This is a genomic window from Pseudenhygromyxa sp. WMMC2535, assembly GCF_011083025.2.
The window spans coordinates 2,371,691-2,385,535 of the sequence record NZ_JABJWV010000001.1 but is presented as its reverse complement, the minus strand read 5'-3'; the positions used below and the strand labels follow the sequence as shown (position 1 = coordinate 2,385,535).

Below are 13,845 nucleotides of genomic sequence, written 5' to 3'. Positions count from 1 at the left end.
GTCGCGCTCGGCTCGTCGATCCAAAATTGGGGCGGCCCAACTGGCCTTTGGACAGTGTCGGCCAGCGCCCACGCGCGGGGTCGCGGGACCTCGTTGGGTGTCGGGTCGGGAGCGCGAAGACCGGGAGCCCGTGTCAGCGCGGCGAGCCACGGACTCGCTTCAAAGTAGACGTGATGGCCGGAAGCGTTTAGCGTTGGGCCGTGCAGATCAGTGGTCACGTCATCCGCTCGCGCTACATGTTCGTGCGCAAGGCCGGCGACGAGGCCTTTGAAAAGGTCCTCGCTGCGCTCACCCCAGAGGCGCGCAAGGTCATGGAGACCGGGCCACTGGAGACGGTCTGGTACCCCTACGACGTTCTGATCGACATCAGCGTCACCGTGGATCGGGTGCTCGGCCAGGGGGATCTGCAGCTGTGCGAGGAGATGGGCTCGTTCTCCTGTCAGCACAACCTCACCGGCATCTATCGGGTGTTCTTTCGCTTCGGCAACCTCAACTTCCTGCTCGATCGGGCGGCCAAGGCCTACCACTCGCAGTACGACTTTGGGTCCATGCGGGTCATCCGTGACCCCGAGAACAAGCACAAGGTCACCCTCGAGCTCGCCAACGTCCCGCGACCGCACCGCGCCGTCTACCTGGCCATCAAGGGCTGGGCGATCAAGGCCGCCGAGCTCAGCGGCTCCGAGATGACGGGCTTCACCGACGGCTTCTCCGAAGATCCCGAGGTCCCCACGACCTGGATCTTCGAGTACATCTGATGCGCTGGACGCCGCAGGGGCTGGCCGAGGCCGCGGGCGGTCGGCTGCGCCGCGCCGGGACGCGGGCGATCGCCGGGGCCTTCATCGACAGCCGCACGCCGCGAGCGGAGGGGCTCTTCGTGCCCATCGTCGCCGCGCGAGACGGCCACGACTTCATCGCGGCGGCCCACGCCGCGGGGGCCAGCGCGACCTTGATCGCCGCAGGCCGGCCGCTGCCCGAGGGCGAGCTGACCGTCGTCGAGGTCGACGACACCCTCGCGGGGCTGAGCGCGCTGGGCCGCAGCGCTCGCGCTGGGATCTCGGGGCCGGTGGTCACGATCTCCGGGAGCAACGGCAAGACGACCACCCGGGCCTTCGTCCAGGCGGCCGTGGGCGCGGGCTTCGACCCAGTGCTGTGCACCCGGGGCAACTTCAACAACCACCTCGGCCTGCCCCTGACCCTGGTCGACGCCCCTCACGAGCCCGCGGCCGCGGTGCTCGAGCTGGGCATGAGCGCACCGGGGGAGAACGATCACCTGGCCAGCGTCGCCGCGCCCACGGTCCACGTGATCACCTCGATCGCTCTCGAGCACCTCGAGTTCATGGGCAGCCTCGCGGCCATCGCCGCGGCCGAGGCCGAGCCCATCGCTCACCTGCGGCCGCGCGCCGACGGGGGCGAGGCCGCGCTGCTCGTGGTCCCCGGCGACGAGCCGAGCCTGCTCCCGCACCTGCCCCCGCGAGCGGACGCGAGCCCGCGAGTGCTGCGTTTTGGCGACCCCAAGGCGGCCCTCGGCGGGCCGCTGGACATCGAGATCCTCGCGGTCGAGGTCGGCCCGCGGACCCGCGCCGTGCTCGGCCTGCGCAGCGCGGGCGGGGTCGAGCGCCTGGAGATCTCGCTGCGGACCTTTGGGGCCCACAACGCGCGCAACGCCGCGGCCGCGATCGCCGTCGCGCGCCACCTCGGCCTGCCCTTGCCCGCGGTCGTCGAGGCCCTCGAGGCCGTCGAGCCCGTGGGGGATCGCGGCCGCCTGCGCGAGCTGGGCGGGCACCTGATCATCGCCGACTGCTACAACGCCAACCCTGGCTCCATGGTCGCCGCCCTCGACAGCCTGGCCCTGCTCCGCGCGGGCCGGCGTGGGCCGCTGATCGCCGTGCTCGGTGACATGCTGGAGCTCGGACCCGACGAGGCCGAGCTCCACGCCGAGATCGGCCGGCGCGCCGCGGCCTTGGGCATCGACGCGCTCTTGGGCGTGGGCCCGCGCTCGGCTCACACCGTGACGGCCGCCCGGGCAGCCGGCTTGGGCGATGTCGCCTGGCTCGAGCTCGACGCCGTCGACGAGGCCGTGGCCTGGCTCGGCGCTCGCCTGCCTCCAGACCAGGCCGGCGGGGCCGCGCTCTTCAAGGCCAGCCGTGGCGTCCGCCTCGAGCGAGTCGTCGACGGTCTGGCCGAGACCCGCTGAGGCAGCCCGGCGCTCGCGCGATCGCGCGGGGCCACCAACGAGGGCCACCAACGCGGGGCGCGGGCCTGTTACCCTTTGGCCCCATGTCGTCCCAGACCGTCCGCGTCGAACTTCGTGAGGCCACCTTGTCCGAGAGCGCGACGCTCCACGAGGGGGAAGCGACCTTCATCGCCCTCGACTGTCCCCCGCCCGTCCGCAGCTTGCTGCGCGTGGTCGTCGATGACGATCCCCGCGCCTTCGAGGTCCACCGCGTCGTCGAGGTCGTCGGCGAGGGCGAGGCGCGGCGCGGCTGCTACGGCGCCTTTGTCGAGGCCGCGCGCTTCGACGAGCAAAACAAGGTCGGCTCCGAGCACCTCGAGCCTGGGATCAGCAACAGCGGGGTGCCGGCGCCGGTGGTGATCATGAACACCGGCGACATGATGCTCGGCGCCGAAGCCGAGGACGAGCAGAGCGACGCTGCGTCCAGCGGCGAGGACTCGAGCGAGGGCAGCGATTCGAGCGAGGCCGAGAGCAGCGGCTCGAGTGAGGGCGAGGGCAGCGATTCTGGCGAGGGTGATTCGAGCGAGGGTGATTCGAGCGATGGCGACTCGAGCGATGGCGACTCGAGCGATGGCGACTCGAGCGATGGCGACTCGAGCGATGGCGAGGAAGCGCCGCGCGACGGCGAGTGATGAATTGAGCCGAGCGCGAGCACGGCCGGAGCCCGACCCCGGGCGGGCGTCTACTCGGACGCGCCCGGCGAGCGCACGCGCTGGCGGAGGTCGCGGGCCCAGCCCTCGAGGTTGGCGACGGTGCTCTCGAGCTGCTGGGGAGACTCGGCGAGCTCGGCGAGGGCGGCCTCGAGCAGCTGCTTGGCCCGGCGGATCCGCCCGCGCACCGTGCCCTCGGGGATGTCGAGGACCTGAGCGAGCTCGGAGCCCGACATGTTCTCCCAGTAGTAGAGCTCCAAGGTGATCTGGTGATCCATGGGCAGGCGACGCAGCGCCTGGAGGAGGATCTCTTGCTCGCGCTTGTCGGCGATGATCAGGCTCGGCCCGGGGCCGAGGTCGTGCATCGAGGCGATCAGCGGGTCGAAGCGGGCTTCGTGGTAGCGCTTGTCTCGGTAGTAGCGGCGCAGCACGTTGCGGGCGACGCCGAACAGGTAGCCGCGGAAGCTGGCCTCGCCGCGGTAGCGATCCCGGCCCTCGACGCAGGCCAAGAAGGTGCGCTGGATGAGATCGTCGACCTCGTTGGGGGCCTTGTTGGCGAAGAAGCGGCAGACGCTGTCGAAGTGCCGGTTGAACAGCTCGTTGCCCGCGCGCGTGTCCCCCTCGCGCCACGCGTCGAGGAGCTCGAGGTCAGACTTCGCCGGGGCCTCCTGGTTCATCTGCGGGCGATCCTAACAGCGGAAGATCGCCACGCCCATCCCCGCGCCACGTCGTACACCTCGACGCGTGCACTTCTGTGGGTCGGTGGCAGAGCTGGGCCGCTGCGCTCGCTGTGTTACACCCCACTGAGATGCCGGGTTGCGCGCCGGGGTTCGGCTCCCCGATCCTGCCCGGGAGATTGCCATGACTCGCTTCGACTACCACCTGATCCCCGCGAGCTTGCTCGCCCTCATCACCTCGACCCTCGCGCCTGGCTGCGGGCTGATCGGGATCGAACCCGACGAGATCGACATCGCCGACGGTGCGGACGATGAGGCCGGCGACGTCGGGGAGACCGCGCAGGGGGAGGACGACATCGGGTCGAGCGAAGGTGGAGACGGGGGGACGAGCAGCGGCGAGGAGGGGCCGGGCGAGGACGGGGGGACGGAGGACGGCGGGGCGGAGGACGGCGGGGCCAGCACGGGCGGCGAGAGCAGCGACGGCGAGGGGGACTCCGGTGGTTCGGGCACCGACGACGGCCCCGGCACTGACGACGGCACCGACGAGGGCACCGGCACCGACGAGGGCACCGGCACCGACGAGGGCACCGATACGGGCGGGTTTACCTGTGAGGCGATCGCGGAATTCGAACTCGAGCTCGGCGAGGCGACGGCGGTGAGCGTCGACCCGGGCGCCAGCGCGCTGTCGGGGACCTGCGGGGGAGACCTGGGGCCAGAGGCGCTGGCCGTGTTCGAGGCGTCCGAGTCGGGCGCGTACACCTTCTCCGTCAGCCCCGACTTCGCGGGGGTGTTCTATCTGGTCGACGCCGACTGCGAGCCCCTCCCTGGAGACAGCTGCGCCTCGTCGGACGCGGCGCTGGTCTTGGCCATGGAAGCGGGAGAGCTCGTCTACGTCGTCGTCGACGTCGACGAGCCGCCGCAGGTGGTCGACGTCTTGGTCACCGGCCCCTGAGCTGATCGATCCGCCGCCCTCGTGGCACGGTCCTTCTACGTGGGGCCCATGCGCCTCGCGCACTCTACGAAGGACCTTGCATGCATTTTTTCTCGAAAAACACCGCCCTGACCCCCCTCATCGCCGGCGCGCTACTCGCGGCTCCGCTCGCGGGTTGTGCTCTCGTCGGCATCGAGCCCGACGAGATCGACATCGCGGACGGGGACGAGGAGACCGGCGTCGCCGATGAGGTCGGCGAAGACACGGAGGGCGACGCGGGCACGACGGGTGGAGACGGAGACGCGACAGGGGGGGAGGACGCCGCGGACGACGACAGCACCGAGGACAGCGGGAGCTCGGAGGGGACAGACGGGGGGACGGAAGACGGGGGGACGGAAGAGGAGACGGACGATGGGGAGGAGGACACCGGCAGCGAGGAGAGCGACACCGGCGAAGAGTCGAGCTGTGAGGCCTTCGACGCCATCGCGCTCGGCCTCGACGAGCTCGTGGACTTCGAGATCCCCGCGGGTAGCTCGGCCTTCGAGTCCGACTGCGGCGCGCCCGGGCCCGAGCTGCTCTACGCTTTCACGGCCGAGGAGGCCGGGAGCTACGAGGCCGAGCTGAGCAACCTCGCGGAGCCCGTGGCCTTCTATCTGGCCGTGGAGTGCGATCCGCTGGAGACGGCGCAGTGCAACCTCGGCGACACGGCGCTCGTCTTCGAGCTCGCCGCGGGCGAGACCGCCTACTTCGTGGTCGACGCCGAACAAGCGGGCGCGGTGGGGACGGTCACCGTCATACTGCCCTGAGGCGCGCACGAAAAAACGAGCGAGCCCGCCGCGACCTGTTGGTCGGGGCGGGCTCGTGTTTTGTGGCTGGCTCAGCGGGGCCGCGAGCTGCTGCGAGAGGACGAGCTGCTGCGGGAGGGCGAGCTGCTGCGAGAGGACGAGCTGCTGCGAGAGGGCGAGCTGCTGCGAGAGGACGAGCTGCTGCGAGAGGGCGAGCTGCTGCGAGAGGGCGAGCTGCTGCGAGAGGGCGAGCTGCTGCGAGAGGGCGAGCTGCTGCGAGAGGGCGAGCTGCTGCGAGAGGGCGAGCTGCTGCGAGAGGGCGAGCTGCTGCGGGAGGGCGAGCTGCTGCGGGAGGGCGAGCTGCTGCGGGAGGGCGAGTAGCTGCGAGAGGGCGAGCTGCTGGAGGGCGAGTAGCTGCGAGAGGGCGAGCTCGAGCTCGGGGACGAGCTGCGGGAGGGCGAGCTGCTGCGCGCCGGCGGGCTGTAGGTCTGGTAGCTCGGCGAGCGCTGCGAGCTCGAGCTGGAGGACGGAGAGGTCCGCGAGGGCGAGGTCCGCGTGCTCGTCGTGGTGCCCACGCTGCGCGAGGTCGGTGCGCTGCGGGTCGGCGCGCGGCGAGTCGCGGGCGGGGCGTAGGTGGCCCGGGAGGGCGAGCTCGAGGCGCTGTGGACCTGCACGCGAGCGGGCGAGGAGACCCCGGCCGTGGGCGTGCGAGAGGTCGTGGACGTGCGAGAGGTCGTGGGCGTGCGGGTGGCCGTGGGGGCGCGGGGCGGCTTGGACGGCTCGACGCGGCTCGAGGTGACCACGGGCGTGCGCCCGGGGTCGGTCACGCGGGGCGGCTTGGACGGCTCGATCCGAGCCTTGCTGAGGGTCGGGGTCGTCGAGTCTCCGCCGGCGCGGGGCGGCTTGCCTGCGTCGCGGCCGGTGGCCACGGCGGGCGTGCCAGGCTGGCTGTTGGGCTGCTCACCGGTCGCGCGCTCGCCGGTCACGGCGCGGGGCGGCTTGTCGCCGCTGCCCGTGGGGGCGAGGTCCTTGCCGGCCGTGGGCACGCGGTTGTTGTTGGCGGTGGTGGGGAGGGGGCGGTCTTCACCGTGGTTCGACTCGCCGCCCGGGCGCGGGTTGCCGCCTTGGTTGTTGGGGACCTCGGGGCGCCCGCCGCCGGTCGGCCCGCCGGGGTCCGCGTTGGGCCCTTGGCTGGGACGGCCGGGCTGGCCGTGACCGTAGCGATCGTGCCAGCCCCGGGGCGGCCGGCCGTAGGCGTGGTAGCCGTAGTGGCTGACGCCGCCCCAGTACCAACCGGCGCCGTAGTAGCCCACGCCCCAGCAGAAGGTGACCCAGGGGTAGTGGTAATTCCAGACCGTGACCAGGGGCGCGGGCGGGCCCCAGTAGTAGACCCAGCTGTTCCAATAGGGGTCCCAAAACACGAAGGTGCCCTGGACGTTGTAGTACCAGCGCCCGGCCCAATAGACCCGGGGGAAGGTCTCGATGGCCTCGGAGTAGGTGTGCACGTAGTGGACCACGACGATCTGCTCGCCGCTCGACATGGTCTCGTAGCCGACCATCTCTTGCGGGGCCTCCTCGAAGGGGTCCGCGTAGACCTGCTGTGACACGTAGACGTCCTCGTAGGAGACGTCACTGGGGGGCAGATCGCCCTCCTGGTAGCTGCGCTGATAGTAGGCCGCAGAGGCCGTGCCCGCTGGGGCATACATCGGCGCGCTGGTCTCCTGAGCTTGCTGCTTGCTGGCACAGCCAGTCATCGCCGCCAGCCCGAGGAGCACACCAAACATTCGAGTCGTTCGCGGTCCCGCCACGCCATCAGTCTTCCGCGCACACACACCAGAGACAACCCGGGCGATCCCCCCGCACCCTAGGGACTAGGACCTGGATCTGCGCTTCGCCTGGGGGGAATCCACCGCTTTTGCACCACCTGAGGGTGATCCTCGGCACGATCCCTGGTCGAATTGGCAGCTTTTTAGTGTGCAACATCACGAAACTCTTCTGGCCAGGGCGGATCCTCCAGCTTTTGACACAGAGACGATCCTCGCGCTTCGTGCTTGCGGTAGGCTGAGCCGATGCCAGCCGCCGAGGTCCCCGTGCTGACCTTCGTGTCCGGCGCCAAGCCGGGAGAGAACTTTCCGCTCGGACCTTCGGGCGAGAGCTGGGTCGCCGGACGAAGCGGCGACGCCGACTTGGTGCTCGAGGACGATCTCGTCTCGCGCAAGCACGCGCGCTTTTATCGATCGCGTGGCGAGCTATGGCTGCGAGACCTCGGCTCGCGCAACGGAACGTTGATCAACGGCGAGGCCGTGCAGCACCACCGGCTCCGGATCGGGGATCGGATCGCCATCGGCGCCAACTTGCTGCGCGTCGAGTCGGTGCCCGCGGATCACCTCGAGCGCGCGACTCGAAACGAAGAGACGAGCACCGCCGGGCGTTCGATGTCGGGGAGCATCCAGGACATCCCCCTGGCCGACGTGCTCCAGTGGCTGGCGACGAGCCGCAAGACCGGCACGCTGCGCGTGCGAGGGCGCTCCGTGGGCGAGCTCTTCTTGCGTCAGGGCACGATCTACTACGCGCGCATCGAAGGCAGCGAGGGCCTGGCCGCCGAGAAGGCGCTGCTGCGGATGATGGGCTGGACCGAGGGGACCTTCGAGCTCGACAACATGACCGTCGATCTCGAAGAGGGCGAGGAGCTCTCGGTCTCCCTCGAGCACATCTTGATGGAGGCGGCGCGCGTCCAAGACGAGCTCGCCCACCTCGCGGCGCGCAACAAGATCCCCGAGGAGCGGATTGGCCTGGTGTTCCCGCCCAAGAAGGCGTGGCGCGAGCTCGGCGAGGACGAGCTGGATCTGATCCAGGCGGTGGCCGAGGGCCTCGACTGGACGACGATCCTCAACCGCCTGCCGGGGGACGACGTCAGCGTGACGCAGACGGCCGTGAAGCTGCACAAAGCTGGCGTCGTGGACTACTGAAGACCCCCGCGGAGGGTGTTGTTGGGGGCCGCAGCGGTCCGCTTCGCGGACCTCGAGCCTGCTTCGCAGGGCTCGGGCGGGGAGGCATGTGGTGGTTGTTGGGTACGTAGTGACCCCCTGGGAGGGGGTCTTGAACGCTCTCCCCGCGGAGGGTGTTGTTGGGGGCCGCAGCGGTCCGCTTCGCGGACCTCGAGCCTGCTTCGCAGGGCTCGGGCGGGGAGGCATGTGGTGGTTGTTGGGTACGTAGTGACCCCCTGGGAGGGGGTCTTGAACGCTCTCCCCGCGGAGGGTGTTGTTGGGGGGCGGGCGGGGAGGGCACTTGGTGAATTTTGTCTTGGTCTAGAATCTGGGGATGCGGTCTTTTTGTGTGGGGGTGATCTTGGGGATTTGTCTGGTCGGGTGGGGCTGTGGGCCTGGGGAGCAGGGGGAGGGGGACGATGAAGAAGAGATGGGGGCGGATACGGAGGCGGATACGGAGGCGGATGGGGGGGAGCCGACGCGGATCGAGGAAAGCGCGGACTGGCCGGAGACCGCGAGGTACTTGACCCTGGTGGAGATCGAGGGGGAGGCGGCGCTCTTGCTCGGGGGTGATGACGGTCTGGGGACCTTTGGGAACGCGAACAAGGTGATGGCGCTTCGTGGGGATGGCGAGATGCTGTGGGTCGCGATGACTGGGAACTTCGAGGTCGATGCGATCCACAAGCTGACGAGCATCGAGCGCTTGGACTCCGGGAATGTCTGGCTGTCTGGTTGGGCCTACGACGAGGGCATCGTGGAGGATGACCCCGGCTGGGGCTGGTACGCGGAGCTCGACATGCAGGGGGAGTGGGTCTGGTTCGAGGAGGTCGGGCCCGGGGCCTCTCCGCAGATCAGCGCGCCGCGGGCGGATGGCTCGGTCGTGGTCCTCAGCCAGTCGTGGGGGGCGGATCAGCTGCTCGGGCTGTCGTCGACGGCGATGGAGTTGTGGAGCGTCTCGGGCTGGGGAGACGACGACGACGAGGTGCGCGAGTGGACGCGCGCGCTCGCGGTGACGGATACGGGCGTGATGGTGGGCGGCGGGCACGAGCTGGTCGGACAAGCCTCGTCCTCGAGCTGGTTTGCTCGCTTCTCGGAGCAAGGCGAGTTCCTCGAGGAGTTCGTCCACGCGCCCGTGGCTGGGAAGTCGAACTCGGGCATCCACGAGCTCGAGTTCGACCCGGAGAGCGAGACCTTGGCGGCGCTTTGCTACGACTACGAACCCGGCTCGGACGGGCTCACCCAAGAGTTGCTCTTGCGGCGCTTCGACGCGAGCGGCGCGACGCTGCTGAGCACGCGGAGCATCGGAGACGGCCTCCCCCTCGGGCTGAAAATCGACGGGGCGAGCGGAGCTTGGATCCTGTGGGACTTCGAGGGGAGCGGCATGCTCGGCTACTACCCCGCGGATCCCGAGGCGCCGCCCGAGTGGGAGGTGCTGCTCGAGGGCCTGGCTGCCTACGACTTCGCCGTCGACGTCGACGGGAAGCGGGCCTATGTCCTCACGGACACCTCGATCGAGATCGTCGAGTTCTGAGCGGGCTCAGCCGCGGACGAGCTCGGCGAGGCGCTCGAGGCCGCGCTCGATCTGGGCGCGCTCGGGGCCGAAGCTCAGGCGCACGAAGCCGGCCAGGCGCGAGGCGATGTGGTCGCGGCGGTTGCCGGGGTCGATGTCGAAGAACACCCCGGGGACGCAGATCACCTGGCGTTCGAGGGCGGCCTTGAAGAAGTGCATGCCGTCGTTGAGCGGCTCGGGCAGGTTGCGCAGATCCGCGAAGCAGTAAAAGGCGCCCTCGGGGCCGCCGTCCTCGGCTCCGGCGACGCCGATGCCCATGTCAGACAGGCCGTCGAGCATCAGCTGGCGCTTGATCGAGAACGCGGACTGGATCGCCGCGGCCTCGCGGTCGGCGACCTCGGGCTCGAGCAGGGGCAGGGCCGCGCGCTGGAGGCAGTGCGGGGCGCCGCCGTCGAGGAAGCTGCCGGCGGAGCTGACCCGGTCGATGATCGACTTGGGGCCCACGGTCCAGCTCAGGCGCAGGCCGGGGTAGCGCCAGTTCTTGGTCAGGCCGTCGACCACGACCACGGGGTCCTCGTCGACGTCCTCGACCCAGGCGCAGGCGCTGACGCTGCGCGGGAGCTCGCCGTCGCGCATCAGGCTGGGCGGGCCGTAGACGTAGTGCGAGTAGAACTCGTCGAGGATCAGCGCGCAGCTGAGCTTGCTGCAGGTGTTCACCCAGCGGCGCAGGTCCTCGCCGGCGATCAGCCGGCCGGTGGGGTTGCAGGGGTTCGAGGCCAGCAGCGCACCCAGGCCGCTGCCGACGATCGCCTCGCGCAGGCGCTCGGGGGTCAGGCGGAAGCCGTCGCGCTCGTGGAGCACGATGGGGATCGGGACGAAGGCCCGGAACACCTCGAGGAGCTCCTCGTAGGCGGTGTAGTCCGGGAGCACGTGGCCGAGGTTGACCCGGCCGAGGGCCGTGGCCAGGCGGGTCAGGGCCACGCGGCCGCCGGAGGCGATGGCCACGTTCTCGGCGCTGTACTGGCTGGGCAGGCCGCGGCGGTAGCGGGCGTTGTAGAGCGCGGCGACGGCCTCGCGCAGCTCCCAGAGCCCGGGGACCGGGGCGTACTCGGAGCGCTCGGCGTCGATCTCGATGGTGTTCAGCCGCGGCGCGCTGCCGGGCAATTCACCGGTCTCGGGCGCGCCCTGACCGAGGTTGCACCAGTCGGGGTGGCCGTAGTGAAAGCCGCGCTCGCCGGCTTCGGTCATCACGTAGATGACCCCGGTCCGCGGGACCGGACGGAACATCGAGGCCGCGTTCGTCACCGGCTCAGCCCGGCGTGCCGAACTTGAACTGCAAGAACAGAACGAGGCCGATCAACGACACGAAGAGGATGAGGGCGAACCAAGCCATGGCGGTCAGCCCGGGCACTTGCGGATGGTCTTCTTGCTTGTTCTCGGCCATGAATCGCCTCGCTGGTGGAGCTCCGATTACACTACATCGAGAGGATGCGCTAGAGCGTCGATTCGCCCGCTGAGGGCCGCTGCGAGGCTACTCACGATGACTCGCACGATCGCGCTCTGGGCTCCTAAGGCTCGTCGTCGAGCTTGGCCTTGGCTGGCAAGAGCGCGGAGCCCACGGGCGCCTCGGGGAGCATGCGTCGGAACATGCCCTCGCCGTGCTGGCCCTCGACCAAGGCGAGCCGCCGGGACTTGGCCTCGCTGGCCAGGCGGGTGCCGGGGAAGGCCTTGGTGGCCTCTTCGTAGGCCTCGGCCGCGAGCTGGCGCTCGCCGAGGTGCTCGTAGGCCTGGCCGAGGTGGTAGAGGTAGACGACGCGCGCGGGGTTGTAGGCCAGGGAGCTCAGCCCGCGCTCGAGCAGGGGGGCGGCCTCTCGAGCCCGACCCATGCGCACCAGGCACAGGCCCTCGAGGGCTCGCCAGGCGTCGGTCACCAGCTCGCGGTAGCGCGGCGGGACGTGTTGCAGGCAGGCGTCGCGGTCGCTGCGGATCGTCTCGAGCAGGCCGTCGTCGGGGCTGCCCGAGAGCAGCGCGAGCTCGTGGCGGCCGAAATTGGCAAGGGCCTGGAGGTGCGAGGACAGCCCGGCGTCGTCGGCCCCGTAGATCGCTCGGGCCTCGTCGAGGCGCCACTCGGCGACCAGCAGCCCGCCGAGCTGCGCCCGGGCCAGCCACTGACGCTCGACGCTGACCGCCTCGCCGGCCTCGGCCAGCGCCAGCTGCTTGCGCAGGCTCATCTCGATCTCGCGCTGCTGGCCGGTGGCGATGGCGTGGCGCAGGTTCTCGGCGGCATAGAGCGCGCGATTTTGGCGGTCGCGGCTGACCATCCACGCGCCCAGGGCCGTCCCGAAGGCGAGGGAGAAGAGCGCGGCGACCTCGCCCTCGCAGCCGGGGAGGAAGATCAGCGCGGGGACCAGCCAGCGCTCGGCTCGGCGCGGGATCCTGGGAGCCATCGCCGGGGAGTGTAGCGCGAGCGAGCCCGGCGCTGAGGGGCGGAACCGTGATCCAGCCCGGCTTTGTGGCGGTCTGGCCCGCGCAGAGCCTGCGCCATGGTGCCCGCGGAGATCTCGGCGCAGCGTGCGACCGGTGGCCGAGATCTCCGCGCGGCTCAGCGGCCGCGTCGCCCGCGGGACTTGGTGCCTCGACCTCGCTGGGCGCTGTCTGCGGGGGCCGTGTCCTGGTCGGGCGGGGACAGAGGCGGGAGCTCGAGGCCGGCGAGGGGCGGCCGCATGCGCGCGCGCCTTCGGGCTCGCAAGGTGGAGATCACCGCCTGCAAGGTGGGATCGGACCACGGCCGATGGTCCAGCCGGCTGCCCTTGCCCTGGTTGCAGCGCGAGCAGGCGATCGCCAGGTTCTCGACGGCGTCCGTGCCCCCGTGGGTGCGCGGCACGATGTGCTCGACCGTCTCGTTGGCGATCGGCTGGCCGGTGAGGTCCACGGCGAGCTTGCGCTTGCAGTGGATGCACTTGCCGGCCAGGACCTCGCGCTCACCGAGCCGGGCGCGCTCGAAGGTCGAGTCCGTGGCCGCGCACCACAGCAGCTTGGCGCTTCGCCTGCCCACCGCGCCAGTGTAGCGCGGGGCGGATCAGGGCTTGGGGCAGGTGCAGCCCCAGCTGGCCGGGAGCTGCGGGCAGGTGATCTCGGCGACCAGCTCGTGCCCCTTCTCGTTGGGGTGGATGTGGTCGAAGGCGCGCAGCTCCGGGCGCATGTACCAGCGCGGGAGCTCGGCGGCGGCCTGGGCGTCGCGCTCGAGGGCGGCCTCGCGGGCGGCCGGGTCGAGGTCGGCGTGGCGCTTGTTCCAGCCCTTGTCCTTCTCGAGCAGCGCCCGCATCTTGGCGAGGTCGCGCAGCGGCGCGTTGCGGTCGCGCATGTCCGAGTCGTAGAGGTCGATGGCGATGTCCGCGAGCTCGTCGGGGCTCCAGGGCGCGCTCTGGTCGTCGCGGCGGTCGATGTAGTTGCCCAGGGCCTCCTGCGGGGTGGAGCGCTTGAGCAAGAAGTCGACGACGGTCTCGGTGTGCTGCTTGTACTTGAGGCCGGCGAGACCCCGCCAGCGCTTCTTGTCGCTCTCGTCCCCCCAGGGCATCAGCGAGAGCGCGACCACCTCGACCCCGCGGCGGTGGGCCGAGATGAAGAGCTGGCGCAGCTCCTTGTTGGTGCTCTCCGGCGTGGCCACGCTGTTGAGCCCGCCGTGGAAGATCATCCAGTACTCGTGGTCGGGGTTGCGCAGGTTCAGGTAGGGGTTTTGGATCACCTGCTGCATGAAGCGCTTGCGCAGCCAGTAGGCCCCGTAGCCCGTCTTGGACAGGTTCTCGACCTCGACGTTGCTGCACCAGTTCTCGAGGTGCTCGTGGTAGGGGTCCTTTTGCCAGGCGCCCACGGAGCCCGCGAGGACCACGACCTTGACCGGCTTGTCCTGCTTCTTGAAGCGCCAGGTCGGCGGCGGATCTTCGTCGGGGTTGGCGGTGGCCGAAGCCGGGGCGAGGGTGGCGAGGCCAAGGCCGAGGGCGAAGCTCATGCCCAGGGCCAGCAGACGGGGCTTCGAGAGGCGGCGGGTGCTCATGGGGGCAGCTCGGACGAA

14 protein-coding genes are annotated in these 13,845 nt (G+C 70.5%); 7 read left to right on the top strand and 7 right to left on the bottom strand.

All coding sequences use genetic code 11. The features are described 5' to 3' along the window. Positions 1-200: 200 nt before the first annotated feature. The 3 genes from G6O69_RS08990 (at position 201) to G6O69_RS08980 (ending at position 2,865) form a co-directional block, all read left to right on the top strand. A complete protein-coding gene (locus G6O69_RS08990) occupies positions 201-755 on the top strand; it encodes a hypothetical protein (protein WP_172303109.1) in 555 nt (184 codons plus the stop codon). Continuing rightward, positions 755-2,194, top strand: coding sequence for a UDP-N-acetylmuramoyl-tripeptide--D-alanyl-D-alanine ligase (gene murF / locus G6O69_RS08985; RefSeq protein ID WP_172303108.1), 1,440 nt, complete (start codon positions 755-757; stop codon positions 2,192-2,194). The genes G6O69_RS08990 and murF overlap by 1 nt, the downstream gene beginning before the upstream one ends. Before the next feature lie 83 nt (positions 2,195-2,277). Then, positions 2,278-2,865: a hypothetical protein gene (locus G6O69_RS08980; protein ID WP_172303107.1), complete on the top strand. Its 588-nt coding sequence runs from the start codon at positions 2,278-2,280 to the stop codon at positions 2,863-2,865. A 50-nt stretch (positions 2,866-2,915) separates the two neighbouring features. On the opposite strand, the gene G6O69_RS08975 is transcribed toward G6O69_RS08980, so the two are convergent. Continuing rightward, positions 2,916-3,560 carry a sigma-70 family RNA polymerase sigma factor gene (locus G6O69_RS08975; protein WP_172303106.1) on the bottom strand — a complete coding sequence of 215 codons (645 nt, stop codon included), beginning with the start codon at positions 3,558-3,560 and terminating at the stop codon, positions 2,916-2,918. A gap of 184 nt (positions 3,561-3,744) precedes the next feature. Between G6O69_RS08975 and G6O69_RS08970 the strand changes: the two genes are divergently transcribed. Then, the gene (locus G6O69_RS08970) at positions 3,745-4,512 is read left to right on the top strand and encodes a hypothetical protein (protein WP_172301232.1); all 768 of its coding nucleotides are present in this window, start codon (positions 3,745-3,747) and stop codon (positions 4,510-4,512) included. Positions 4,513-4,592: 80 nt separating this feature from the next. Then, complete coding sequence (locus tag G6O69_RS08965) at positions 4,593-5,297, top strand: hypothetical protein (protein ID WP_172303105.1); 705 nt, start codon at positions 4,593-4,595, stop codon at positions 5,295-5,297. A gap of 71 nt (positions 5,298-5,368) precedes the next feature. Here G6O69_RS08965 and G6O69_RS08960 read toward each other — a convergent pair whose 3' ends face one another. Then, positions 5,369-7,084, bottom strand: coding sequence for a hypothetical protein (locus G6O69_RS08960; RefSeq protein WP_176396730.1), 1,716 nt, complete (start codon positions 7,082-7,084; stop codon positions 5,369-5,371). 261 nt (positions 7,085-7,345) lie between these two features. Between G6O69_RS08960 and G6O69_RS08955 the strand changes: the two genes are divergently transcribed. After that, positions 7,346-8,245, top strand: coding sequence for a DUF4388 domain-containing protein (locus G6O69_RS08955; protein WP_172303103.1), 900 nt, complete (start codon positions 7,346-7,348; stop codon positions 8,243-8,245). Positions 8,246-8,693: 448 nt separating this feature from the next. Continuing rightward, positions 8,694-9,794 carry a hypothetical protein gene (locus G6O69_RS41520; protein ID WP_176396729.1) on the top strand — a complete coding sequence of 367 codons (1,101 nt, stop codon included), beginning with the start codon at positions 8,694-8,696 and terminating at the stop codon, positions 9,792-9,794. 6 nt (positions 9,795-9,800) lie between these two features. Here the strand turns inward: G6O69_RS41520 and G6O69_RS08945 are convergent, their stop codons facing one another. The 5 genes from G6O69_RS08945 to G6O69_RS08930 all read right to left on the bottom strand — a co-directional run bounded on the left by G6O69_RS08945 (position 9,801) and on the right by G6O69_RS08930 (position 13,827). Further along, a complete protein-coding gene (locus G6O69_RS08945) occupies positions 9,801-11,078 on the bottom strand; it encodes a pyridoxal phosphate-dependent aminotransferase (protein ID WP_346017021.1) in 1,278 nt (425 codons plus the stop codon). A 4-nt stretch (positions 11,079-11,082) separates the two neighbouring features. Beyond that, entirely contained in the window at positions 11,083-11,217 is a 135-nt protein-coding gene (locus G6O69_RS39960) for a hypothetical protein (protein ID WP_255215745.1), read from the bottom strand. A 124-nt stretch (positions 11,218-11,341) separates the two neighbouring features. Further along, complete coding sequence (locus tag G6O69_RS08940; RefSeq protein ID WP_172303101.1) at positions 11,342-12,220, bottom strand: tetratricopeptide repeat protein; 879 nt, start codon at positions 12,218-12,220, stop codon at positions 11,342-11,344. Between the two features lie 155 nt (positions 12,221-12,375). Further along, positions 12,376-12,828 carry an HNH endonuclease gene (locus G6O69_RS08935; RefSeq protein WP_172303100.1) on the bottom strand — a complete coding sequence of 151 codons (453 nt, stop codon included), beginning with the start codon at positions 12,826-12,828 and terminating at the stop codon, positions 12,376-12,378. Positions 12,829-12,852: 24 nt separating this feature from the next. Continuing rightward, positions 12,853-13,827 (bottom strand): SGNH/GDSL hydrolase family protein, encoded by a 975-nt coding sequence (locus G6O69_RS08930; RefSeq protein ID WP_172303099.1) that lies wholly within the window; start codon positions 13,825-13,827, stop codon positions 12,853-12,855. Positions 13,828-13,845: the final 18 nt, after the last annotated feature.